Origin of the sequence: Sediminibacterium salmoneum NBRC 103935 (assembly GCF_000511175.1) — a bacterium.
Classification (GTDB): Bacteria; Bacteroidota; Bacteroidia; order Chitinophagales; family Chitinophagaceae; genus Sediminibacterium; species Sediminibacterium salmoneum.
In genome coordinates this window covers 3,221,314-3,246,830 of record NZ_KI866530.1, presented here as the reverse complement: position 1 = coordinate 3,246,830, position 25,517 = coordinate 3,221,314, and the positions used below count along the sequence as shown (strand labels likewise).

At 37.2% G+C, this 25,517-nt stretch carries 24 protein-coding genes, 1 pseudogene and 1 riboswitch; all 25 genes and pseudogenes read right to left on the bottom strand.

All coding sequences use genetic code 11. The annotated features are described in order from the left end of the window. Positions 1-170: 170 nt before the first annotated feature. Positions 171-1,445: a MutS-related protein gene (locus tag P767_RS0115035; RefSeq protein ID WP_026765192.1), complete on the bottom strand. Its 1,275-nt coding sequence runs from the start codon at positions 1,443-1,445 to the stop codon at positions 171-173. 217 nt (positions 1,446-1,662) lie between these two features. Next, complete coding sequence (locus P767_RS0115030; RefSeq protein WP_026765191.1) at positions 1,663-1,998, bottom strand: HepT-like ribonuclease domain-containing protein; 336 nt, start codon at positions 1,996-1,998, stop codon at positions 1,663-1,665. Beyond that, positions 1,991-2,284 carry a nucleotidyltransferase family protein gene (locus P767_RS0115025; protein WP_026765190.1) on the bottom strand — a complete coding sequence of 98 codons (294 nt, stop codon included), beginning with the start codon at positions 2,282-2,284 and terminating at the stop codon, positions 1,991-1,993. Before P767_RS0115025 ends, P767_RS0115030 begins: the two co-directional genes overlap by 8 nt. Before the next feature lie 242 nt (positions 2,285-2,526). After that, positions 2,527-2,742 carry a GDCCVxC domain-containing (seleno)protein gene (locus P767_RS19075; RefSeq protein WP_071840097.1) on the bottom strand — a complete coding sequence of 72 codons (216 nt, stop codon included), beginning with the start codon at positions 2,740-2,742 and terminating at the stop codon, positions 2,527-2,529. Further along, positions 2,742-3,359 carry a mercuric transport protein MerTP gene (merTP, locus tag P767_RS0115015; protein ID WP_037351961.1) on the bottom strand — a complete coding sequence of 206 codons (618 nt, stop codon included), beginning with the start codon at positions 3,357-3,359 and terminating at the stop codon, positions 2,742-2,744. The genes P767_RS19075 and merTP overlap by 1 nt, the downstream gene beginning before the upstream one ends. After that, positions 3,356-3,727 carry an ArsR/SmtB family transcription factor gene (locus P767_RS0115010; RefSeq protein ID WP_026765188.1) on the bottom strand — a complete coding sequence of 124 codons (372 nt, stop codon included), beginning with the start codon at positions 3,725-3,727 and terminating at the stop codon, positions 3,356-3,358. The genes merTP and P767_RS0115010 overlap by 4 nt, the downstream gene beginning before the upstream one ends. 292 nt (positions 3,728-4,019) lie before the next feature. Next, positions 4,020-4,772 (bottom strand): hypothetical protein, encoded by a 753-nt coding sequence (locus P767_RS0115005; RefSeq protein WP_026765187.1) that lies wholly within the window; start codon positions 4,770-4,772, stop codon positions 4,020-4,022. A 239-nt stretch (positions 4,773-5,011) separates the two neighbouring features. Further along, positions 5,012-7,384 (bottom strand): outer membrane beta-barrel family protein, encoded by a 2,373-nt coding sequence (locus P767_RS0115000; protein WP_026765186.1) that lies wholly within the window; start codon positions 7,382-7,384, stop codon positions 5,012-5,014. A 3-nt stretch (positions 7,385-7,387) separates the two neighbouring features. Beyond that, entirely contained in the window at positions 7,388-8,113 is a 726-nt protein-coding gene (locus P767_RS0114995) for a superoxide dismutase (RefSeq protein ID WP_026765185.1), read from the bottom strand. A 300-nt stretch (positions 8,114-8,413) separates the two neighbouring features. Then, a complete protein-coding gene (locus tag P767_RS0114990) occupies positions 8,414-8,782 on the bottom strand; it encodes a hypothetical protein (RefSeq protein ID WP_157611570.1) in 369 nt (122 codons plus the stop codon). Positions 8,783-9,026: 244 nt separating this feature from the next. Beyond that, positions 9,027-9,734 carry an adenylate/guanylate cyclase domain-containing protein gene (locus P767_RS0114985; RefSeq protein ID WP_037351959.1) on the bottom strand — a complete coding sequence of 236 codons (708 nt, stop codon included), beginning with the start codon at positions 9,732-9,734 and terminating at the stop codon, positions 9,027-9,029. Next, on the bottom strand, positions 9,734-10,225 hold the full coding sequence (locus tag P767_RS0114980; RefSeq protein WP_026765182.1) for a Pycsar system effector family protein: 492 nt from the start codon (positions 10,223-10,225) through the stop codon (positions 9,734-9,736). The genes P767_RS0114985 and P767_RS0114980 overlap by 1 nt, the downstream gene beginning before the upstream one ends. A 389-nt stretch (positions 10,226-10,614) precedes the next feature. Then, entirely contained in the window at positions 10,615-12,801 is a 2,187-nt protein-coding gene (locus tag P767_RS0114975) for a peptidase domain-containing ABC transporter (protein ID WP_026765181.1), read from the bottom strand. A 22-nt stretch (positions 12,802-12,823) separates the two neighbouring features. After that, on the bottom strand, positions 12,824-13,339 hold the full coding sequence (locus P767_RS0114970; protein ID WP_026765180.1) for a TlpA family protein disulfide reductase: 516 nt from the start codon (positions 13,337-13,339) through the stop codon (positions 12,824-12,826). 9 nt (positions 13,340-13,348) lie between these two features. Continuing rightward, positions 13,349-13,819: a hypothetical protein gene (locus tag P767_RS0114965; protein WP_157611569.1), complete on the bottom strand. Its 471-nt coding sequence runs from the start codon at positions 13,817-13,819 to the stop codon at positions 13,349-13,351. Positions 13,820-14,252: 433 nt separating this feature from the next. Next, positions 14,253-14,486 carry a hypothetical protein gene (locus P767_RS0114955; RefSeq protein WP_026765178.1) on the bottom strand — a complete coding sequence of 78 codons (234 nt, stop codon included), beginning with the start codon at positions 14,484-14,486 and terminating at the stop codon, positions 14,253-14,255. Between the two features lie 806 nt (positions 14,487-15,292). Continuing rightward, positions 15,293-15,676 (bottom strand): acyl-CoA thioesterase, encoded by a 384-nt coding sequence (locus P767_RS0114945; protein WP_026765176.1) that lies wholly within the window; start codon positions 15,674-15,676, stop codon positions 15,293-15,295. Continuing rightward, positions 15,677-16,138: a PAS domain-containing protein gene (locus tag P767_RS17340; protein ID WP_051417388.1), complete on the bottom strand. Its 462-nt coding sequence runs from the start codon at positions 16,136-16,138 to the stop codon at positions 15,677-15,679. It abuts the gene before it with no gap. An 11-nt stretch (positions 16,139-16,149) separates the two neighbouring features. Then, the gene (locus P767_RS0114935; RefSeq protein ID WP_157611567.1) at positions 16,150-16,593 is read right to left on the bottom strand and encodes a hypothetical protein; all 444 of its coding nucleotides are present in this window, start codon (positions 16,591-16,593) and stop codon (positions 16,150-16,152) included. A gap of 9 nt (positions 16,594-16,602) precedes the next feature. Further along, positions 16,603-19,002, bottom strand: a complete 2,400-nt coding sequence (locus tag P767_RS0114930; protein ID WP_026765174.1) for a ribonucleoside-diphosphate reductase subunit alpha — start codon at positions 19,000-19,002, stop codon at positions 16,603-16,605. A gap of 25 nt (positions 19,003-19,027) precedes the next feature. Further along, entirely contained in the window at positions 19,028-19,999 is a 972-nt protein-coding gene (locus P767_RS0114925; RefSeq protein ID WP_026765173.1) for a ribonucleoside-diphosphate reductase small subunit, read from the bottom strand. Positions 20,000-20,116: 117 nt separating this feature from the next. Further along, a riboswitch (cobalamin riboswitch) is annotated at positions 20,117-20,312 on the bottom strand. Positions 20,313-20,775: 463 nt separating this feature from the next. Continuing rightward, positions 20,776-21,635, bottom strand: a pseudogene (locus P767_RS17335) (AadS family aminoglycoside 6-adenylyltransferase). 152 nt (positions 21,636-21,787) lie between these two features. Further along, the gene (locus P767_RS0114915) at positions 21,788-22,234 is read right to left on the bottom strand and encodes an SRPBCC family protein (protein ID WP_037352889.1); all 447 of its coding nucleotides are present in this window, start codon (positions 22,232-22,234) and stop codon (positions 21,788-21,790) included. A 212-nt stretch (positions 22,235-22,446) separates the two neighbouring features. Then, positions 22,447-23,682 (bottom strand): TCR/Tet family MFS transporter, encoded by a 1,236-nt coding sequence (locus P767_RS0114910; RefSeq protein WP_026765171.1) that lies wholly within the window; start codon positions 23,680-23,682, stop codon positions 22,447-22,449. 378 nt (positions 23,683-24,060) lie between these two features. Beyond that, positions 24,061-25,284: a group II intron reverse transcriptase/maturase gene (ltrA, locus tag P767_RS0114905; protein ID WP_026765157.1), complete on the bottom strand. Its 1,224-nt coding sequence runs from the start codon at positions 25,282-25,284 to the stop codon at positions 24,061-24,063. Between the last annotated feature and the right edge of the window lie 233 nt (positions 25,285-25,517).

The window sequence follows — 25,517 nt, the reverse complement described above, 5'->3', positions numbered from 1 at the left end:
CCGAGGCTTTACGCAGGGTGGGGAAGGATAATTCCCGCTGCTGGCTTGGCCACTACTGACGCGATTAGTTAAAGCCAAATTACTGAAGCTCATTTGAAATACCAAAGCTGATGGGCTATTGCTGAAAGCCCAACTTGCGCAAAGCCTATTGTTGTACGCATACCTATTTGTCATGATGCATCTAATAAATCATTTAGACCTACATTCTCAAACAGAAGTTGTCCAACTTTTAGGTCTGACCATCCTTCTTTGACTTGATAATTAAATAGGGGTGTGCTATTTTCAATTACACAGTCAACATAATAAGTTTCAACCTCTTTTCTTTGCACTTCTTCAATCTGCTTTATTTGATGTAGATGTGAAGAGATAAAGAAAAATGATTTCTTGAATTTTGTTAGTCCCTTAATAGTGGTAGAACTAATTTGAACTGCATCATCAATACTTGTACCCTTAAATAGTTCATCAAAAATGGCAAAACAGCTTTTATTCTCCGAAGCGTCAACAACAACCTGTTTTAGTCTGATTATTTCATTCATAAATTGGCTATATCCATTTGAAATGTCATCATTATGATTAATAGAGATGGATACACGCTCAAAAAAAGGTAATTCCATTTTCTTTGCTGGTACAGCTACACCGAGTAGAGCAAGGTGAATGCAAAGACCAATAGATTTTAAAAGTGTTGACTTTCCTGACATGTTTGGTCCTGTGAGAAGAATCACATTTTTGTCTATTGTAAAGCTATTTTTTACTGGGTTCTTTATTAGAGGGTGGTAAACGTTTTCAAATAAAAGATGGAATTTGGAAAAGGATGGAAAACAAAAATGATATTTTATGATACATTTGCTAATTGAAATATATGCTTCAAATTGGAAAAACATTTTATAAAATACATCAAATTCTCCCTTTAACTTTTTGCCAGTAATAATTTTTGCAATTTCTAATAAATGCTTTATCTTAAATTTGCCTTCTCTTACCAACTCATCGTAGTACCTTAGGTTTAAAGATGTAACAAAGTTGTCTAATGAAACAAGTTCCTTTTTATAGTCATCTGGAAAGGAACTGACATTGATTCTTTTTAAATAGGTGAAATGGAGCTTATGAAAAAGTAAAATAAATTGAATAAATCTTGCTCTAGTCTGATGTCTTTCGTTTTCTAAAAATAGAAGCCTCATTTTTGAAGCTTGTATAATTTTTTGATATGAAGTGTCATTTAAAAAATTATATACTTCGTGAAAGTCCAATCTGGAATAAGAATAATTAGTGAATATTTCAGCGTTAGCAATAAAGCCTTTAAATATCTCTTGTCTTTTCTCGATATCGGCTAGTGTAGAAAGTGGCTCTTGGAATATTTGATAAAGTGTTTCTTTAGCAAAGTCATTAAGAGTGTAGTCGAACAATGGTAATATTTCTGTCTGTAGGTTTAAATCATTAATGTTGTTCATTCGGTCACTCTTTGCATTGTTGGAATAATCATGTGAGTTGCGTACAACGTCCGTGGCTTTACGCTGGTTGGAAATTCCGTGATACTACTGCTGGCTTGGCCTCTAAAGCCCCGATTAGTTAAAGCCAAATTACTGAAGCCCATTTGAAATACCAAAGACGATCGGCCATTGCTGAAAGCCCAACTTGCGTAAAGCCGTTTGTTATGGGCTGTGTAAGTTAGCCTTGAAGTTTAATTAACTGTTCGATCATTTTAGGAAGAAATGTCTCTTTTATTACCCAAACAATAGAATAATCTATTCCAAAATAGTCGTGAACAATTCTGTTTCTGAAGCCTCGAATTTTATGCCAGTCAATTTCTGAATGCTTCGCCTTAAAATCTTCGGGTAATCTGTTAGCCGCTTCTCCTATGATTTCGAAATTTCTGATTACAGCATCTACTGTTTTTGAGTCAGCTGAAAATTGCTCTAGAGTCAAGCCAAGAGTATAATCTAGGATTTTTTGTCCACTATCAAGGATATCGTCAATAAGCAGGTCTGTAGATCTTTTAGACATAAATGATATCGGATTCTATAGCTTGAAAATATTTCGTCTTGATTCCGTTTCTCGATACAAGATCTATTTTTCTTTTTATTTTCTGTTCGAGATAATCAGCCAAATCAATGAATTCAATTCCGATAGGCTTAGAAAAATCTACAATAATATCGATGTCGCTTGATGTTGGTGAAAAATCATCGCGCACAACTGATCCAAAAAGGCCAATAGAACTGATAGAATACTTTTCCATTAGCTCTGGCTTCAGCCTAAGTAGCAAATCTTTTAAGGATTCCAACTGTGTCATACTTCAAAGATACGAAACCTGATAATACATAGCCCATAACGTTGGGGCTTGCTGCTGTGCTGGTATTTTATAATGTCCAGCCCGGAGCCGCAGCCGATTGAAAAACTGATGATGAAGATAACAACTAAAGCTCATTTATATTCTTCAGCCCGAACAAAAGCTGATAGCGAACAGAATGATGAGTATATATTCGTCAGCCAGCATAGCAGCAAACCTCGCTGTTAGCTGCATACCCTTCGTCGCTACGAACAGCAGGATGTACCTAATTGCATAGGTGGACATTTTACTGTCCCGTAACTGCAATAAACGCAACAGTCGCCTTCCTTTGGTTTAAGTCGTGTCTTGCAACTTGAACACTCATAAAAATACTGGCAAGCATCTGTTGGCATTGTTTCTTCTTGTCTGTGTCCACAAATGGGGCAAGTAATAACAGATTGAAGTATGATAGTTTTTTCCATTAGTTGTTGATTACAGATTGAGAAGTTACTTTATAGCCAGTTTTATTAATGACGGATACAAGGCTGTCAACGGAAGTTTTACTGTTGTCAAACTTTACAAGACTGTTGCCTTTTTCGTAAGAAGTATTGAACTCAATCACTCCCGAAGTTTTTGAAAGTTCGTTGTTTATATGTTCTGTACAGCCTTCACAGGTCATACCTTTTATTTTAAATTCTGCTGTCTGTATATTGCTTTTGTCAACAATAATAACTTTTGTTTCTTGAGGCTTTGGATAAAATACTTTTGCATAGTAAGGAAATGCAATTAACAGTCCTGCAACCACTGTAACGATTGCTAAAAAAGATTTTGATTGCCAAAATGATTTTTTGTTGTCCGGTTCACAGTCGCAGTCAAGTTGCTTTTGTGGCTTTAGTTTTTGATACCACGCAAATGCAAAAACTGCAATTGTCAAACCGATTAAATAAGGACGAAAAGGTTCAATCCACGAAAACGAGGAAGCAAGTCCACTTGCACCACCAAAGAAAGCTAAAACTGGTGTTATGCAACAAAGCGAAGCTGCAACCGCTGTCAACAGACCTGCAACCCAACCTTTACTATTTTTTGTTGGCGTTATCATACTGTCACCAAATTTTGTTGATTAATAATTTTAAAAAACGGTCTTAAAGTTTTTAAATGTTCGCTGCGTAAAGAATAGAAAATAGTTTGTCCTGCTTTTCTGGCTTCAATGATGTTACCGTCTTTTAGTTTGCGTAAGTGCTGAGAAACTGCGGGAATGCTCATTCCTAAAATGTCGCTTAGGTCGCAAGGGCAAAGTTCATTTTCCTCTTCAAGCAGGAACAGTATTTTCAGTCGCACTTCGTTGCCCGTCAAAGCAAGGACTTGTCCTAACTGTAAAAATGATTTTGAGTTAGCCTTTAATTTTTCCCGGCAACTTTTAATTTGTTCAATGTCCGCCTGAAGCCGTATGCAAGTGTCGTTTGCCATTGTCAATTTTGTTTGTTGTGTCAAAAGTAGTAAAGATTACTTATTTAAGCAAATACTTAAATACGAAATTGTCGGCAGGGTTACAAAGTGTCCTTGAAGTGTCGCAAAAAAATGTCCGTTTGAATAATTGGGAACTGTCCAATAGGGCTGCAGCTAACGGTTTCGGGCTTTGCGTTCGGGCGGGTTTCGGAGAACAACACTGTCAACCAGCACTGAACTTGAATAGAAGCACAAAACTCCAAGTTTGCACGTCAGCCCGCCTGACGCAAAACCCGTGTTACCAGCAGATTTTCTATTCATTTTCAATGTTGTCAAGTCCGTAATTTTTAGCTGTCAAATTAAACTGGTCTCTTGCCCAAATATATTTTTTGTATGCACTACTTTCCTTTGGAAGTTTAAGTCCGTCAACTATTATCTGTCTTAGCTTTGAATAGTGAACAGAAGCTGTTCCTTCTCCGCCACCGACACGGTCGTCATAGTCTGTAAAGTAGTCCAAGTAATATTCACCGTTCTCTATCTGTTTGCAGTTTTTCTTAATGAAGTCAATTTCCCATTCTTCAAAGCCTTTGTTGGCCGGACCAGGGAAATGTTCAACAATCTCGAATATTTCTTTGTCAAACTTAACAATTGGTAGTTTTTCGTCTTCTTCAGCCAAATATGCGTCAACATAGGCTTGTCCAAATAGTGTTGTGTCCTTGTGATACATTTTTCCAAAACGAATTGCTCCTTTGCATAAAAAACCATTGCTAATTAAAAGGTGAATTGCAAAAGCACAGTCAGAAAGCATATAATAAATACCACCTTGTTCTTGAATTAATCGTGAAATTATTAAGCTGTCTGAAACTTGTAAAATTTGAGTGTCTGCACCAAGTTTTCGGTCAGCTTCAATCTCGTAGTGATCTTTCGGTTTTATAAAAAAGTCTTTTAACTCTGTCAATGTGTCGAGTATTCTATTAAATTCTTGTTCGTCTTCGTTGGACTTGTCAACCGAACTCTTGAACCCAAGAATGTCTATAAATGCTACTACTCTAATGTCGTATCCCATTGTCTTTATGTTGGTCTGTTAAATTTGCTGGTAACGGAAAAGCATTGGCGATGTGACGGCATTCCGTGTTCCGTCTGCCCATAACCGCTGCTAAATAAAGTTACAGAAGTTCATTGTTTATTCTGTTGCCCGGTGTTATTCGTCTGACGAAACCGAAGCTGAGTAGCGGACAAAAAGTTGAGAATATATTCTTCACCCGCCATATTGCCAATGCAATGTTACCTGCTGTGCTGTATTCCTTAGTCATTACTAAATTTATTATCCATGAGTTTTTCCTTAAAAGTGGTTCCAAAGGTGTAAGCAAATGTTAGCAAAGCGGCTCTTGTATCGACTTTGAAAATACGTTGGAATGAAAAATCATTGGTGTCCCAAATAATTCCACTGCGTTGAGTATTGAACACATCGGTAACAATAAAGCCGATTCTTGCTTTTTCTTTCCAGATTTTATGTTGAAACGCTATATCAGTATTATACACAGAAATAGTCCTGCCTTGTATGGTTGCAACAGGTGAATTATAGACAGATAGTACCTGTATTTTAAAATGCTTGTTTATTGTAAAATCATTTATCCATTTTGCATTCCAACTCCAAACGTTATTTACAGCATCAGCCTCTATATTTTTTGCATCGATTTGTTGATTAAATACCGATGCACTGATGTTTGAAGTCCAAAACGAAAATATATTGTATGCAAATATCATCTCCAGACCAGTTGTGTTGGTCGTTCCTGCATTAATAGGTTTTGTAAAGAGAACACCGTTGGTGTTGAGCTCTGTAAAAGGTAAGATGGAGTTAGTACTGTTTCTGTAATAGAGTCTGGTCAGCAAATTCCCCTTCTGAAAGGAAAACGAATGACTGAGTTCTGCATTATGACTTATCTCAGGCAACAATTCGGGATTGCCACTGCGTTGGGTAAGTGAGTCTGTGATATCTGTAAATGGGTTAAGTTGCCCAAGTCTTGGTCTGTTGATTCTTTTGGCAAGGCTTAATCTAAGATTTTGTTGACCTGTCAGCCGGTATCCGGTACCCAAATTATAAAACTGGTTGTAGTAGTTATTGTCGAAATTTAATTGCTGGCTTTTAACACTACCTTCATTTATTGTTTGTTCTCCCCTTAAACCAAATTCAAAATCCCACCGTTCTTTCGTTCTGAATTTATATTGTGCATACCAGGCATGAACCTGCTCTCTGAATTCGAGTTTTCCAGTCAGGCTCGGTATCGGCGTAAAGACTCCGTTGCTGTCATTTTCCTGTGAAAAGTCACTATCGAAAAATCTTAGCAACGCTTTATAACCTGATTCAAACAAGCCTTTACCCATTTTCTGAGTATAATCAACCCGGATATTCGAAACAGAACTTTTATCGTTAAAGCTGGTTCGTTGTAAAACAGGCACACCTGTTTGCTCATTTGAGATCGTCAGATATTGTGAATTAATATTGGTCCGTTCGATACCATCGCTGAAAGAATTACTGAAATTAAAATTCAATAACTGTTGTTCCTTATTAAGTTTCCTTTCATATTTCAAAGCAATCTCTGCTTGTTTTGCTTTTCGGCCTTCGTCTGAAAATCGCCTGTTTTTTGATTCAAATCCGCCAGCCTGATTCTGAAAAGTGCTGAATAGCGTTTCATTGTTTTGTTCGTTCTGCCATCCCAATAAAAACTCAGCACCTGCTGCATTTTTACCTTTCGTGTAATCTATACTGCTTCTTAAATTATGTATCGCTTCCTCACGGGCATCATTTCTATCTTGCGTTAACAGGTAATTGGTTGGAAGAAAGAAATTAACCCTCGTGCCTTCTGCATTTCTTGTTCTTTCTGCTAATCGGTTATCATACGAAAGTCCCACATTCCAGGCTCCTCTTTTATAATTCATCATAGCAGAACTGTTGAATCGCCAACTGGCCCCCCAACCGGTTCCGATGACTGCTGCACCATTTAAACCATCGGTTTTCTTTTTTTTAAAGATGATATTGATAATTCCGTTTTCCGCTTCCGCATCATAGTTGGAACCTGGTGATGTAATGATTTCAATTTTTTCAATACTTGTTGCCGGAATACTATTGAGGTTGTCAAGTTTTGAGTTCCTTCCGTTTATCAATATCAATGGTGTTTTTCCCCTCAAATTGATATTGCCGTCCGCATCTACAAAAACGGTTGGAGTTCCCCTCAGTATATCGGCAGCCGTGCCTCCTTGCTGCGTGAGCACTGCATCTGTATTTACTACCAATCCATTATTGGTTTGTTGAATAACCGGTTTTTTTCCAACAATGGATACTGTTTGCAGTTGTTGGACGTTTTCAATAATTGTTATAGTGCCCAATGTCAAAACGGGCAGATTTGTGCTTTCTATAACCAATTGTTTTGAAACATATCCAATGGAGTGAATTTTTAAGATGAATTCTGCATTTTGAACCTGAGTAAACCTGAAATTACCAAGACTGTCTGTAGTTGTGCCTTGAATAATCTTTAATGTGTCTTGCTTGTAATACAATAGAACATTTGCAAACGCAACAGGTTCGGCATTAGAATTTTTTACGGCACCTTCAATTTTGATTTGTGCAATTATGCCATCAGACAACAATAATAACAGATGAACTAAAATTAATCTCATTTCTTATTTTGTAAGTTTGATTGCATCAGCAAGTCGTTGGGATGAGTTGTCCCAATTAATAATGTTGAACAATGCGTCCACAAAGTCGCTCCGTTTATGTTTATATTTTAAGTAATACGAATGCTCCCAAACGTCAATTACAAGTAAAGGAATAACGCCCCACTGGGTCAGTTTTTCGTGGTTCTCACATTGTAAAATAGTAAGTTTGTCCGTGTAAGGTTGATATCCTAAAATGCCCCACCCGTTGCCGTCCACATTTTTGGATGTCTGTGCTAAATATGTTTTTAGTTTGTCGTAGCTGCCAAAATCTTTTTCAATTCGTTTGAGTAGGTCACCCTTCGGTGTTGTAGCTTTGTTGGTAAGGTTTGTCCAAAAGATAGAATGCAAGATGTGTGACGACAAATGATAAGAAAGTTTCTTAGTCCAGTAATCAACTGTTTCAAGGTTGTTGCTGTCCATTGCCTCTCTGATTTTTTTGAGGTCTGTATTTGCTGCCTTTGTCGCCCCACCGTGATGGAAGGTATAGTGCAAATGCAATGTCTCGCTGTCCATATACGGCTCTAAAAAATTTTCCGTGTATGGAAGTGCCTGTTGAACAAAGTTGCCGTTTGCGTCCACCAACTTATCAATGTTGTTGTCTGTCAGATTTTGCGAAAATGCGTTGTTTGTTCTGATAACTGTCGCAGCACTTGTCAACGCCCCAATTTTTAAAAAGTCTTTTCTGTCCATATTTTGAATTGTTAGAGATTGTCAATTAGCATAGCAGGTAACGTCCGTGGCTTTACGCTGGTTGGATAATCTGTGATCCAACTGCTTGCTTGGCCACTATAGACTCTATTAGTTAAAGCCAAATTACTGAAGTTCATTTGAAACTCCAAAGCTGATGGGTCATTGCTGAAAGCCCAACTTGCGTAAAGCCTTTTGTTGTGCACCGTCTATTTCTTCGCTTATATCAATTATAATATTTTCACTAAACGAGAGGGTATAATTACTTGACCTACAAAGACTAATTGCAATTATCTCTTACAATCAATTTTTCGGTGGCTGATAACTTTTCGCTTTACTTTTTAAAAATTCAGTTATCGCCATTTTTGATTGAAAAGTAGAGTCTGGTGAAACACAGGGCATTTTATCCAAAGTCATAGAATATAGATCTAAACCATTGCCAAGATTTCGCTCATATACCCCATTATTATCTATAATCAAAGTAGGCATCTTATGTTTAGAACCAAATGGCTTCTTCAGTGAATTATTATTAGGCTTAATTCTAATTAAAGTATCAGAAATTGTTCCCTTATTAAACTTCTGCAAATCATTAGGAACTTTTGAAACAGGTAATTGAGAAAAGCTATTGCTAGAGGCGAAGAATAGAAATATAGCTAAAAGTATTAGTCGCATAACTAAAATTTTAATCATTTAAATTTAATCAATTTATTCTGTAAACTTTCAACAGCTTTGTTAATAGTGCAGATTCTAGTTTCATTAAATATTTATGGTGCACAACGTTTGGCCACTTGGCGTTCGTGCGGGATTTCGGAGCACTTCACTGTCAACCCACCACTAAAGCCCAATAGGAGCACCGCACTTGAATTTAAGCACGTGACCCCGAATGACGCCAAACGGCTGTTGTGTGCCGTTATTCTCATGGTTTCAGTGGTGTTTTAGACCTATAAACTGTATGTGTTTGTCCACTTATTACAACATCCTTAGCAGTCCATACGTCTTCAGTACCATTTTTCTTAGCACTCATTGCAAGTTTATTGTAACATTCTTTCGAAATATAAACTTCATAAGGATAATCTCGAATGTCAGACAATTTTGCTGCAAATGCTGGAGCTTTACCAATCCAAATCAAGTCATTATTATTTCTAATTCCTGAACGAACAGCTCGTGCTTCACTTGTGTCTACACCAACGCAATGCCTAATTTTTATGTCATTGTCTCTAATTGATTTAAATTTTTCCTTTGCTTTTGGGTTTATAATGTTAGTTACAACCCAGTCTATATTTCTCGCACAAGTCACAGCCGTTGTATTGGGATAATCACCCTTAAAAATTCCCATTACTCTATCACCATCAAAACTTCTTACTTCACCATTATGGTGTCGAATTAGTCTTACAGCTGTGTCAAGATATGTTCTAATGATTTTAGCTGTCGTCTGCCATGGACAAGTTTTTGCTAATAAAGATGAACCAGCCAAGTCAGCATAAAGAAAAGTCGCTTCAATTTTTACTGCACCATCTTTTAGAGCTACGTCTGTTGTCTCTGGAATGACAGTTCCATTTCTTTCATTCCAATTTATGCTTAGAATTGAGTTTACTTCGCTTTCTAAAGTATCTAAAATTGCCATTATTTCAAGTATTCGTTGGATAGATAAATAGACGCCAACCATGGTAAAATTGAAATACTCAACATCACTAAAGCTAATTTCAGATACTTGAATTTTAGTTTTAGAATGACAGAATTTCTATGGATTTGATATAGAATATCTTCCAAATAATCTTTGTCCGATGTGCCTAGAGTTTTCTTTTTGAACTCATCAAACTTCATTTCAGCAATTGTCCCGAAATAATTTAAAGAATTGTTTGATGATTCTGTTTGTGGGTATTGGCATTTATAGATGAAAAAGAGTCCAGCTGCTAAAGTTACTCCAGTTACTCCATAAACTACGTAAGCAAATGTTGTCCATTCGTCAACTTTAGAACTTGAAGAAGCTAAAACCCCAAGCATTGCGATTAACATTCCTGCAACAAAAGTTGTCCTACTGTCATGTCGTCCAACCCAATCTAATTTTCTTTGCAGATTTGTCTCGGCTTGGTTTATTTGTTTTTCTATACTCATTTTTCTTTATATAATGGCACACAACGGACAGGTATTGCCGAAGTGCAGGGAATAGAACTACATCCGCCCGGCTGACCGCTGCTTAGTAAAGATAAAAAAGATGATGCTATGCACATAGCTAAATAGATAAGGTCAAGCTGGATATGCAGCCCAACAGAGTTACAACAGTTGAAACACGGCTTCCGTCAGCCTGCATTTTGGCAATACACTTGTTGTAAGCAGCTCTGTTATCTGTCGGAGCGTTAATTGTTACGTAATGTCCTCTGTCGCCATAAAGCTGCTTACCCTGCGTGGGCGAAAGACAGGCTCTTACCGCTGCTTGGCCTTAGTGTGCAGGCTTTGAGCGGCTGCGGTATGTGCCTGGCTTTGCAGCATGGCCGGTTACGAACTTACCCTATCATGTCGGCCCAGTAGCGGCTGTATAAATTGTCGGACTGCAGGAGTGTGTCATGGTTACCCGTTGAGGTAATAGAACCCCTGTCCAGCAAGTAGATACGGTCGCAAAAGGTTTTAAGAACATGCAGCCTGTGGGTTATGAGTATGATGGCCATTTGTGATTTCAGACGTTGCAGCAATTGCAATACAAAAAGTTCATTTTCTCTGTCCATTGCCGCTGTCGCTTCGTCTAACAGTAACAGTTGCGGTCGGTGATATAATGCCCTTGCCAGTGCAATCATTTGTTTCTGACCGCCGGAGAGGTTAATACCTTCCTCACCTACCAGAGTCATTACAGAATGAGGTAATGTGTCCATAAAAGAAGCAAAACCATAGTTGCGTAAAAACTCAATAACTGTTTGTGGATTTTTAGCAGCATCTTCAAAAGCAATGTTTTCCAAAACAGTTCCGTTAAAAATATGAACCTGCTGCGGCACTACGGCGGCAACTTGTTTCCAGTTAGAAATTTGAATGTCAGAAAACTTTGTACTACCATTAATCAGAACGTGTCCGTTTTCAGGAGTATAATGCTGCATCAGTAATTGAACCAATGTGCTTTTGCCACAACCGTTTTCACCCATTAGGGCGATGATTTCACCTTTGTTGACTTCAAAAGAAACATTTTGCAGAACAGGACTTCTACCGGGATAGCGAAAGGAAATATTCTTTACCTCCATTTGTTTGAAATCCGATAGTTCCAACTGCCCTTTTTCTTGTGGTTGTATTCCTGCAAACTCATACATGCGGTTAAAGGCGATACGGGCTTCGTTGATCGGTATGCTTAACAAGGCAAGATTCGCAACCGAAGGCAGCAACGAACCTACCATGCCCATTACAGCCATTAACTCACCTGCCTTTAATTGGTTGTGCAAGACCTGATAACTCAAAAAGAGCAACAAACCACACAACAAAAAAGCTGCAAATACATTGGCAACAAAGGAAAGCCGCATTTGTATTTGTCCTAAACGGAATATAGCCGATTGATATTGATTGTAAATGGCATTGTTTGTTTCTGAAAAAAGAACTTCCTTACTGTGATTTTTTACCGGCTCAATGCCCTGCAGCGTAGAAATATAATTGCTTTCTGCCATAGCATAACCAGCCATCGTATTACGCTGTGCTTCAATGATATTTTTATTGCTTTTGTAAATGAGCAAAAAGAAAACAGGCAAAGCGGCTAAAGTAATAAGGCCACTTGTAACAGAATAGGAGAATACAAATACCAGCGTAACCAATACTACAATGCTATCCAATAACGTGTTACCTGCAATCTGGCTCACAACCCTTTGAATGCGGTTGGTATCATGCAGACGGGCAGTGAGTTCACCTATTTTGCGGGTGTCAAAAAAAGGTTTGGGCAAAAAAAGCAGTCTGGAAAAGAAATCCTTTACAATTCGCAGGTTAAATTCTTTGGATTGGCGAAGCAGTAATTGAGTGCGAATAAGGCTAACGGCTTCTTTTGCCAGTAAGAGCAGAAACACAAAACCAATACCTGTATAAAGTTTGTTGTACAGTTTATTGGGTAAAAACTCATCAATTAACCGTTGGGAAAAGATGGCCATAGTAAGACCAAGCGCTGCTATAGCTATACCCATCGCTGCCACAATGAGGAGAAGTGGCATATCTGGTTTTACAAGTTCTCTGAACCATTGCTTCTTTGAACGATTGATGTTTTTCTTTTTTTGAAACTGTTCATTGGGAGTAAGCACCAGGCAGGCTTTTGATTGCCAGATGCTTTCCAATTCGGCAGGTGTCATATACACCATTCCTTTTGCAGGGTCGCCAATAATCAAAAGAAGTTTACCTTTGTTTTCCTTCTTACCAAAATACACCACATAGTGCTGTAAGTTGTTTTCCAAAAGAACATGTAAAATGCAGGGCGAAGGGTGGGCTAGTAAAGCATCCATATCTGCCTCACAACTTTCTGCATCAAACCCCGTAGCCTGTGCTGCTTGATATAATCCTAACAGAGTTGTTCCTGTAATAGATGTGCCGCTTAAACGGCGGAGGCTTTCAAAATCATTATCACCTCCGTAGTAGCGTATAAGGGAAAGTAGACAGGCAATCCCGCAATCTTTTTGGTCTTGCTGCGGTACTATTAAAGGTTTTAGCTCTGTTGATTGTATAAAAGATATAGGCATGAATTAAGATGATGTTACGGATTTACTCTTTTACCAGATAAGCTACACTGCACTCACCACTGTGCTTACGGAGAAGTTTACCATTTTTGTACACATAAAAAGATGGAACCGAAGCGGTTCCAAATGTTTTAATAAAATCCGATTCTGTATCATTCAGCACCGTTACGTTTTGAAGTTTCGCTATTTCCATACTATCTGCAAATCGTTTGGTTTTTTCAACGGAAGCTGATGTTATCATGAGCCATTTTACATTTTCTACAAGTTGTTGCTCCCGAAACAGTTCCTGTACCATGCTTTGGCAGTGGTCGCACTCGGGGTTAAAATAATTGAGTACTAAAAGTTGTTTATAAGTTTTGAAACTATCTGTATTGAAAATGCTGCCATCCATTTTGCGGAGCTGTATAGAGGGCAGGTACTGAGTAGCAGCTACTATTTTTTCTTTGGCTTCTGTTGTACTCCAGATTTTATAACCAAGGAATGAAACCAATAAAAGTAAAATTGGAGGCACAGTTATATGGATGATTTTTCTACGGTTCATGAAAAATTGTTAAGGTTGAAACACAACAGATAAATAACTTACCAATAACACCCAAAGTGCAAGACCCGGCAGGTAAGTAGATGCAACGAATTTCAAAGAAGGCAAAACTTTGCTTTTAGCCTCCTCTGCAATGAGGTAAGCTAAAACGAACACATAACCGAACTCAAAAATGTTGAGTGTATTAAAAAAGTAAAGGCTCCACTTGGGCACACTATCCGAAACAAATACCTGCAACGAAAACGGGTTTACCGATAATTGTTCCAAGGTTTCTACATCCACAAAAAACTCGGTGTAGAATAACCCTGCTACAGCACCAAATGCAAAAACAATTTCTGCCTGAATGGCTATTTTCCAGAAAGATGTTTCAGTAAACCTATCTGTAATAAAACTGCCAGCTTTTAAACAAATCCATGTAAAGGTGATGCGAAGCAGCAAGACAAGTGGAATAAACAAATAGCTTATCCACTGCCATTTTCTCACAAAATCAATTGAATCTTTGATATTATTACTTGTCAAATTATAACCAAGTGCTGAATTTATAAAATTGTCTGTCAAAATAAATTCGTGATTATAAAATGCTACTAAAAAATAGATGATTGAAATTGAAATGAAAATAACTTGTTTTGTCATTAAAAAATTATTGTTTCTTCAGTGAGCGAAATATTGAAATAATAAAAAATGTAAATAATGAAAATGAAGAAATTAAAACCAGTTTATCTACTATATTAGTTAATGATAAACCATTTATTAAAAAGTAAACTATTGTCCAAATCATTGAAATTCCAAGTAGGAAAGATAAAATTGCAGTCTTTCTTGTTGCCATAAAATTTAATTTTTCAAAAATTGAAGATTTACTGTTTTATTTAATATAGAGGGGGGTATGACACTACAAACTCATAGCCCCCCCCATTTTTTACTTTTCAGAACATGCAATTGCAGTAGTTGCAATTGAACCACCTAATGTAACACCAGCGGCTGTATTTGCGGCAATAGTTCCTAGTGCAGCGACAACGGTTGCTCCTCCTGTAGCAAAACCAGTGATTGCAAGTCCAAGAATAGCCATACCAGTAAAGAAGATGCCTGTTGCACATCCAAATTTGTCACCTCCATTGATTGTTGACATTTGTGTTAATTCCATTTTTTTCATTTGTTGCGATTTTGAATTGTTTATAAATACTCGTCTTGTGTTCGTTGTACTTTCGAACTGGGCATACAGTATTTTTATCCCTCGTACTTGCGGTACTCCTTGCAGTGTAAGCTGCCACTGCCATACAGTCCTTTGCTATTTTTCTTTGGGTCAACAAAGGCAAAATGTCCCTCAATTTGTACGTACTGAATAAGTTTAAAAAAGTTCTGTTGTTTATTTTTTGCACAACTGCTGATAGTAAAATGTTAGCTCGGTTGTGCGTTGGCGTTGCAGCTCTTACCGCAGCTTTGCTTTGTGTCTATCCATGTGCGGCTGCTGTATGTGCTGCAACGAAGCGTAGACAAAAATAAAATTGAAAAGTTCAAATTTCCAAATCAAATTTTGTAAAATGTCGGTAAGGGTTGCTTACAACGGACAGGGCTTGCTGCTGTGCTGGTATTCATTGAACGTCCAGCCCGGAACCCCTGATGATTGCAAATATGTAGTTGAAGTTAACAACTAAAAGCCAAATAGAATTACGTCGGCTGGAACTGGTGCTGATAGCGAACAAAAAGATGAGGATATGTTCGTCCGCCAGTATAGCAGCAAACCCCCTGTTGTACGTTCGCCCTTTTCTCTGTCCAGTAGTAGAGTGTTGCATTTTAACTGTGTCAACCTAAAGACTGTTACCCAAGCCGAGCAAGAAGGCAAGCTCTTTGGCAGGTTGGCTTCTGTGCTGTGGGTTTTGTGTGCCTGCCAATGTGCTTGCCTTGCGGCGTTGGCTATTGGAGACTTCGCTTATTGTCCTTTTGTCATTGTGTGTTTGGTCAATTGATTTTCGTTGGCTTTTTATTGTCGTCAATAGCAACAAATGTAAACTCTCCGCTTACTGCTTTTTGTCTGTCGTTAGAATACATCTGTTCAACAAAAATATCAACTCTTACTTTTAAGCTCGTATTGCCGGTATAAGATACTTTACCAACCAACTCTATTATAGTTCCTGCAGGTATGGGCATTTTAAAATCTATTCTGTCGCTGCTAACAGTTACCATTTTTTGTCTGCTGTAACGGGTTGCAGTTATAAAAGCCACTTCATCCATCAAGTGCATTGCTGTCCCACCAAATAAAGTGTCATAATGATTTGTACTGTCGGGAAATACAGCTTTAAATATTCTTGTGATTGATTTTTCAATTTTTTCTTCGTTCATCATTTATGCAACATTTTCAATTGCAATGAAGTTTACTAAATTCCCTTTTTTGTTGAAGACAGGATAACCTTCAATTTGGCATTTGTAAATACTCCCGTCTTTTTTATAATTTGTAATGATACTTTTAAATGGGTTTTGTTTATCAACCGCTATTTTAATTTTTTCTCTTTCTATAATTTCAGTTTTAGCACCTTGAAACATTGTGGGCTTTTTGTGAATTACATCCTCCTGTCTGTAACCATTCATGGCAAATATATTTTCAGTAGCATGAATGATATTGAGTTTCGTATCCGTAATAATAATCACTTTGTTTTCCCAAACCAATGTATTGTCAAGAGAAACGAGGGGTTTATGCCAGTTACCTGCATTCATTATACTTTGCATTATTCTCAAGTCATTGGCTAATTGCATTCTTCTGTGCAATCCTTCTAAACATATATCCCAGCATAAAAGTGGATGTGCCATAGTTATTAGTTTTAATCAGTTCGTTTCATCCTTGAAAATGGATAACCATTACATCCTTTACGGGGGTTAATCCTATCTGCCGTTGCTGTATTCATTGCTTCCTCCATAGTACTTGCTTTATATGTAGTAAGGCAATAACCCCAATGCCAGGGTTTCATGTTTTCAAAATACATTATGTCTATCCTTGTGTACAGCCCACCGTCCGAAGGATTAGCTTCATCATTCTTTGCAATAAAAAAATTTTCAGCCTTGTTGTACTGTAACAAGTGATACTTTATGCTTTTACCTTGCACCCATTCTTTGTTTGTAATAATATAGCTGCTTCCGTAATCATCTTTAAAGTTTCCAAGTAAGGCAGATGGCATCTGCTTTAATGTTTGCTGGCTAATTTTGGCAGTCGTATGACAAGCCGATACCAATAGCCAAAAAGCAACTATGAGATTTCTTATTTTCACTTGCTTATTTTACGAACCACAACTAATACAACCATCTTCCATATTGCAACTTGGGGCATCAGTTTGCGTTGGCTCCACATCATTATTTATTTGTGGTTGTTGATTTACTATTTCTGTTGATGGAACTACAGGGCTTATTTCATTGCTACCTTGCTTTTCTACTGTAAATTGAACAGCTTGTGTGGCGGCTTGTGTACGCAAATAATACATGCCAGTTTTTAAACCTTTCTTCCATGCGTAAAAGTGCATAGAAGTAAGTTTAGAAGTATTTGGGTTGTCAACAAATAAATTCAACGATTGGGATTGACAAATGTATGCCCCTCTGTCAGCTGCCATATCAATAATATTGCGTTGTTTTATTTCCCAAACTGTTTTGTATAATTCTTTTATGTCGGTTGGTATTTCTGCAATGTTTTGGATAGAACCATTGGCAGCAATAATTTTATTTTTCATACTGTTATTCCACAATCCTAAATTCACTAAGTCTTTTAAGAGATGTTTATTTACGATTATAAATTCACCGCTTAAAACCCTTCTTGTATAAATATTGCTTGTATACGGCTCAAAACATTCGTTGTTGCCAAATATTTGTGACGTAGAAGCAGTAGGCATAGGCGCTAATAAAAGCGAATTACGTACTCCGTATTGTTTTACCTCTTCTTTTAGCAAAGCCCAATCCCAACAGTCAGTTGGTGTTACACCCCACATATCAAATTGAAAAATACCTTTTGAAACTGGCGAATCTACAAAGGTTTCATAAGCACCTTGTTCTTTTGCCAAATCTTTACTGGCTGTCATTGCCGCAAAGTAGATGGTTTCAAAAATATTTTTATTTAACAGTTTTGCCAACTCACTTTCGAATGGCAAACGCAATAAAATAAATACATCTGCTAAGCCCTGCACACCCAAACCAATTGGGCGGTGCTTCATATTGGAAGTTCTTGCCTCTTCTATTGGGTAGTAATTATTGTCAATTATTTTGTTGAGGTTTTTTGTTACTTGATAAGTTACTTCATATAGTTTTTGCTGGTCAAACTTTCCATCAATAACAAAACGGGGTAATGCCAATGAAGCTAAATTACAAACTGCCACTTCATCAGGGCTGGTATATTCCATTATTTCAGTACAAAGATTACTGCTTTTAATTGTGCCTAGATTTTGCTGATTACTTTTACTGTTTGCAGCATCTTTATATAACATGTAGGGTGTACCTGTTTCAATTTGTGATTGTAAAATCGCAAACCACAAATCCTGTGCTTTCACTGTTTTTCTTGCTTTGCCTTCAGCTTCATATTTAACGTAAAGCGTTTCAAATTCTTTACCCCAACACTCACTTAACCCCGGTGCCTCATTGGGGCAAAACAAACTCCAATCACCATTTGCTTCCACCCGTTTCATAAACAAATCGCAAATCCATAAAGCAAAAAATAAATCTCTTGCCCTCATTTCTTCTTTACCATGATTTTTTCTTAAATCTAAAAACTCAAATACATCACTATGCCATGGCTCTAAGTAAATAGCAAAAGCACCTTTGCGTTTTCCGCCACCTTGGTCAACATATCTGGCAGTATCATTAAATACACGGAGCATTGGAATAATGCCGTTGCTTGTTCCATTTGTGCCGCCAATATAACTGCCTGTGGCTCTGATATTGTGAATGGCTAAACCAATACCACCAGCACTTTGAGAAATTTTTGCTGTTTGTTTTAGTGTGTCGTAAATGCCGTCAATGCTATCTTCTTTCATTGTTAAAAGAAAACATGAACTCATTTGAGGTTTAGGAGAACCTGCATTAAACAATGTTGGTGTGGCATGTGTCATCCATCGTTCACTCATTAAGTGATATGTTTTTATGGCACTCTCAATATCTTCTTTGTGTATGCCTATTGCAACTCTCATATACATGTGTTGCGGACGTTCTGCAATTTTTCCATCAACTTTTAGCAGGTACGATTTTTCCAAAGTTTTAAAACCAAAATAGTCAAAACCAAAATCTCTGTCGTAAATAATGGTGCTGTCCAGTAACTCTGCATGTTCTTCAATTATCTGCATCACATCATCTGCTATTAGTGGTAATTTTTTTCCTGTTGCAGCATCTGTATAATTATAAAGCCTTTGCATTGTTGCAGAAAAACTTTTAATGGTATTCTTATGCAGGTTGCTTACTGCAATTCTTGACGCAAGTATTGCATAGTCGGGATGTGTGATAGTAAGCGATGCTGCTGTTTCTGCTGCAAGGTTGTCCAGCTCTGTTGTCGGCACGCCTGCATAAATACCTTCAATGGTTTTCTTTGCAACATCAATTACATTCACCATTGGGCTTAAACTGTAACTTAATTTTTCAATTCTTGCGGTTACTTTGTCAAATTTTACAGATTCCTGCTTACCGTTTCTTTTTATTACAAACATGGGTGTAGTATATATTTAATGTTGTTCAAAAATCTTCTTCAGTTGAAAATACTTGAGTTTCTTTATTACCCATTACTCCAGCTTTTTGATAATCGCCAACTCTTTTTTCAAAAAAATTTGTTTTGCCTTGCAATGAAATCATTTCCATAAAGTCAAATGGATTGGTGGCGTTGTAAATTTTTGTACAACCTAATTCACTTAGCCAACGGTCTGCAACAAACTCAATGTATTGTTGCATCAATTTAGCGTTCATACCAATTAAATCAACAGGTAATGCTTCAGTAATAAATTCCTTTTCTATTGTTACAGCATCGGCAATAATATCCTGGACTTTTTTTTCTGACAATTTGTTTTGCAGCATACTATAAAGTAGACAAGCAAACTCACAATGTAAACCTTCATCACGGCTTATTAATTCATTACTGAACGTAAGCCCCGGCATTAAGCCTCTTTTTTTCATCCAGAAAATAGAACAGAAACTGCCGCTAAAAAATATTCCTTCTACTGCTGCAAATGCAACAAGGCGTTCAGCAAAATTTCCATTGTCAATCCAACGCAAAGCCCATTCTGCTTTTTTCTTTACTGCTGGTACAGTGTCAATAGCATGAAATAGTTTATGTTTTTCTTGTGGGTCTTTGATGTAAGTGTCAATAAGCAAAGCGTAGGTTTCGCTGTGTATATTTTCCATCATTATCTGAAAACCATAAAAGCATCTGGCTTCGGGTAATTGCACTTCACTCATAAAGTTTACCGCAAGATTTTCATTTACGATGCCATCACTTGCAGCAAAAAAGGCTAACACATGAGAGATAAAATGGCGTTCTCCATCATTTAGTGCAGCCCAATCTTTTAAGTCGCCACTTAAATCAATTTCTTCGGCTGTCCAAAAGCTGGCTTCATGTCTTTTGTATTGTTCCCAAATTTTTGGGTAATTAATTGGCAGGATAACAAAGCGGTCTTTATTTTCTTTTAAAAGTATTTCTTCTGTATGTACCATAATCAATATTTGTTTCAAAAATTTTTAGCTACAGGAGAAAAATATAGTGCTGAAAGAATGAGCCGCATGAAGCAGCGAAGACTGTCAGTACCATGCCTTTCACCCGAAAGCGTTGTTACTAAATGTTTGATTCTGGCAGGTCTTCTGACTTGCTCCATTGTTTAAAGCCTTCCCGTCCAAAATGACAGTGGCATGGGGATTAAACAACTTTGGTGGAGCTTACAGCTACGGGGATAGTTCAAGACTTAAACTTGATTCCCTTTTAATGAAATCCGCTTGTGGCGAATTGTCAACCAAAATGTGGTGTAAAATAATAACCTAAATTTAAAATTGGGGCAAGTTGTTATACACTTTATGTTGAAAACATTGGAAAGTCGCAATGGGAGGATGTTGTAAAATATTGTGGGTTGCTGATGGTAGTAATTTTTTCATATTTAAGGAGATGCCGATAAGAATTCAGTCCGCTGGGTGGTGGGTGGGCATGGGGCCTTGGCATTATTAGCTCTTGGCAAGGTTGGCTTTGTGTCGGGGTTTGTGTGCCTTGCCATGTGCTAAAAATAGCGTAGGGTCGGGTCGGCTGATTTTTGTATTTGTCGGAATGATGAATGTTAGCAGGAAGTTCGTTAGGGTGACGTACAACGGTTTGGGTATTGCCGAAGGCGGGGATTTTTAGCGCAAAAGTTCAAACGAAGGACGAATGTTGAACCTTGCACAAATGTCCAATCGAAGTCGTTCAGCCCCGCTTTTGGCAATACCTTGTTGTACGACGTAGTTATTTATTTAGTTTTTAATTCGTCCAAATATTTTCGTATGTCTTTTTCTAATTTTTTGGGATAATCATAATTTAGTTTTTTCGATAATTCAGTTCCAATTTTTGAAACTAAATCAGCCATTGCAAATAAAGCATCCCAATTATCATTTTTTTACTTCCTGAAAATGTTTGTTCTATTGTTTCCCACAAATCGGTAGTCAGGTATTTTTTAAAAAGTCTGCCGTATTTATTGGTTGTAATATTCCAATTATGTTCGCTTGAAATGTACCATTCGATTAAAGGGATTAAATAGTCTGTTCGGATATTATTTTCAGTCATAAACTTTGTATAAAACAAGTCATCCCTAATAATACATTTTGCGGTATGAGCAATGTCCCACCAAAAGTCATTTAAAACTTGTTTGAATTTTTTTTCTGTAGGTTTTTTTATTATAAAAATCTGGTGAGTAGGCTTTTTTAGACTATTTGTTAGCCCTTCTTTATCCACCAAAACTTTATAGCCAATATCCCAATCTTCGTGTAATTCATTTTTTTTTGCGTCAAGTAAAAATTCGGGTTTGCTGTATAATTTGAAATCTACTTTGACATAGTCAGCATATAAAACCATTTTCATAGCGTGTTTACCTTCGAAATAGGTTTCGTCTTCTTCAACCATTGCAATTGGATTTCCAAAATTTTCTGTCCAAGTATTGTCTGAAATATATTTGGCGTTATTTTCGAATATAAGTTCAATGTCTAAGTCGCTAAAATCGTCAACAGGTGCTAATGGATTTACAAGTGAACTTGTCAATAATACTGCTCTTATGTCTCGGTTATTTTTAGACCAATCAATTATTGCTTTTAGTTTTTCGTCACGAACTTTCATTTTTACGAGGTGGGTTTTACTATGTCGTACAACGTTTTGCAGATTGGCGATGGGCGGGCTTTTCAGCACAAATGTTCATTTGGAAAACTACACCTTCTGTAACCACTAAACTATCAAGCGGAGACGAAACCCCGCTTATTGCCAATGTGCTGTTAGCGGTTCGTTGTTTTATCTTCGGTTCGTTCTTTTATAGTTAAAACAGTAGTTCGCCAATAAAATTCTAAGTGCTTTCTAATCGTCTCTGTCGGAAAGTTTTCAATGTTTACGGTCAATCTCGTTTGTTTGTCAATGAGGGTTAAGACAAATTCAATAATAGTATAGTTTTCTTTTTTGTCTGCAAGTCTGGACACAGAACTGAGGTGCGTGAAGCTTAATCTGTTTTCCTTGTCGTATTGAAGTATAGTTCCTTTGTTTTCAAAATTTACGTGATGAAATCCACGAATAAAAATTGGCGAATTAATTTTCCAATCAGTCTGTACTTCAATATTCATTTCGGGGTCGCCCAACCATTTTGACATTAATTCAATGTCTGTCAAAGTCCTCCATACGTTTGAAGCTTCGGAACTTATTGTAACTGATGTAGAAAATTTGTCTGTCATTTTAGTAACGTATTGTATTATGTTATTGGGTTGCACGGTTGTCCGTTACAATGACCGCTAACGGTTTGCAGCTAAAAGAAGTGGCGGTTTTGGAACACTAAACTGTCTATACGCACCAAAGTTTATTAGTAGCACAACTGTTTATATTCCCACTTCCCCGCCATTTTTTTTAGGTGCTGTTAGCGGTTCGTTGTTTTCTGTCTATATGGTCATTACTTGTCCACCGATTTTAGCAATTGATTTGATGTTTTAAAACTTTTAAGAAACAAAATTAAACTAATTAATGTCAGTATTGAAGCAATTAAAAAAGGAATTCCTGGAAAATAAATTTCGGATTGTTTCCCCGTAAAGTAAGAAAAACTGCTTGTCATTAAAGGTGGTGCGAGCAGAGTTGTCAAGCCCATTAAACTACCTAAAGCACCTTGAAGTTCGCCTTGTTCGTTGTCGGGCATTGCTGAAGACATAATGCTTTGAATGGCTGTTCCCTGAATTCCACCAACTATGAAAAGTAATAATGCTGTAAAGAGTAACCATTGCCACGGTGTAAAAGCAAACAGAAAAAAGCCTGTCATCATAAGTACAAACCCTAATACTGCCATTCGTTTATCGCCCAGTTTTTTTGCCAAAATACCGACTAACCATAACTGAACAATAATTGATAGAATGCCTATAAATGCTAATGAGTAACCAACAAGAGAGTTACTCCACTTGAATTTTTCAATGGTGAAAAATGCCCAAACACTTTCCATACTGTGATTGGCGATGGAAACAAAAATCATTGATAGCACTAAAGTTTTTATCAATGGAAATTTCTGTAAGTGTTTGAGGGAACCAAATGGATTAGCTCTTTTCCAGTCAAATTTCCTGCGGTTATTTGCTTTTAACGATTCCGGGAAAAAGTAATAGCCAAAAATAAAATTGATAAAACTTAAAATAGCAGCAACAATAAAGGGTGTATGAGTTCCGAATTGTCCTAATGTTCCGCCAATTATGGGTCCAATTATAAACCCCAAACCAAAACCTGCGTTTATAAGCCCGAAATTTTTAGTTCTATTATCGTCTGTGCTAAAGTCGGCAACACAAGCAGATGCAACGGAATAGCTTGCTCCTGTTATACCTGCAATTGTCCGCCCAACAAAAAGCCACAAAATATTTGGTGCAAAAGCAAGAAAAATGCAGTCAATGCTGAACCCAAACAATGAGCTTAAAAGTACTGGTCGCCTGCCATATTGGTCGCTTAAATTCCCTAAAACTGGTGCAAAAACAAATTGCATAATTGCATAAGCAAATGAAAGCCAGCCTCCGTATTTGGCGGCTGTGCTGATGTCTGAATGAAGTAGATTAGTTAGTAGTTGTGGTAGAACTGGAAAAATTAGTCCAAAACCTGCGGTGTCAATTACGACAACTATTAATACAAATATGAGTGTTGATTTATGATTTGATTTCATTTTTATGAAGCGATAAATTATAGCATTACTCTGAAAAGTATAATGCAGTTTGTTAATAATAAATTCAATGGAAAGAAGTCTCAACCAGATTTGGTCAAGAAAAAAAGCGTTGAACGCTATGAAAATATTATTGCCTCATAATGGCACAAATATAGAAACAAAGGTCAATAAGTCGATATCGAGTTGCGAAAAATAATTAACAGGGTCAACGAAGTGCTAGTTTTTTTGTCGGTCATTTAATGCTTGCACTGTCGTCTTCACAATGACCGCTAATCGAGTCACGCAAGGGATTTTCACCCTTACGTTCTCACGGAACCGTGCTTGATAGTCTCCCATCACACGGCTCTTCTTGTTTATAAATCACAAGTTAATTATAACTTACGGATGTGCCACTTGCCAGTGTGGGAATAAATAAGGGTTGAGTTTGTATTGTATTTGCAACCATTTAACTGCTGCTCTTACCCCCAAATCCTTTTCCCATTTAACCCATTTTAATAGTCTCGCATTTAATTGTTTCCAGACATAGTTCATATGACCACTTGAGAACTTATGAAAGTAATTCATGATTCCCCGTATTTGTGGTGTTAAATATTGGGCTATAGTTACAAGTGGTTTTCGCCGCTTGTGTATATTCCAATCTTTAAACTTTTCCAGTAAACTAGTCCTGGATTTAGTACTTATGAAGATGCTTGGAACAATCAAAACCTTTTCTTTAAACTTTACACAATTGGGGCGTATAGTGAATCCTAAAAAGTCAAAGCCTTTGGGGTATTTCTTTTCTGAATACCCTCTCAGATTGACTATTCTTGTTTTGTAAGGGTGTAAGGTTAGTTTACACTTCTCCATTCTCTGCTTGATTTTGTTAAGCACAAATATTGCTTGTTTCTCCGTCTTGCAATGAACTACTATATCGTCTGCATATCGTTCAAATGGCTTCTCGGGATGCTCCTTTGCCATCCATCCATCAAATACTACATGTAGAAAAATATTTGCTAATAACGGACTAATTACTCCACCTTGTGGTGTACCCAACACAGTTCTTGTGGCTTTGCCATCCTGCTCTATTATTCCCGCTTTTAACCATCTCTCTACATACAAATGTACCCATTTATCTTTGCAGAAATGTGCAACCGCATTCATTAATAGTTCATGGTTAATGGTATCGAAGAAGCCTTGTATGTCAATGTCTATCACAAAATCGTGATTAAAACAATTACTGTTGGCTTTTGCAACAGCATCGTGACAGCTTCGATTGGGTCGATATCCGTATGACCCCTCATGAAAAACGGGTTCCACCTGCAATTCTAAATGTTGCTTGACAACTTGTTGTGCTATGCGGTCCATGATAGTCGGAATGCCTAAACTTCTTATTCCACCATCTTTCTTTGCAATAGCAACTTGGCGAACAGGTACTGGAAAATACGATCCTGAAGAAAGTCTGTTCCATAGCTTGTATAATAATCTATATGCATTCTTGTCTACATATCCCCATGTCATACCATCTATGCCAGCACTCCCGTGATTGGCTCTTACTTTCTTGTAAGCCTGCCACACCATTAACTTGGTAATTGGTTGTGATTTTGTCTCAAAATAATCTGTCATCCCATTCCTGGTTGTAAATTGGTTTTGATAACTAAACAAGCTTAATCCTTCGCTCCACTTAGTTTCTTAAGTTTCCTCACTACTATGATTAAGTCTGCCGCCATTGCTTCGCCTCATCCAAAAGCGTTTGTTCCTCTTTCGATTTTACAAAACAACAATGACTTCACTTGTTCCATAAAACAGCCTATAATACAGTCCTGCCAACTTAACCCCGGATGCCGTGTAACCTATAA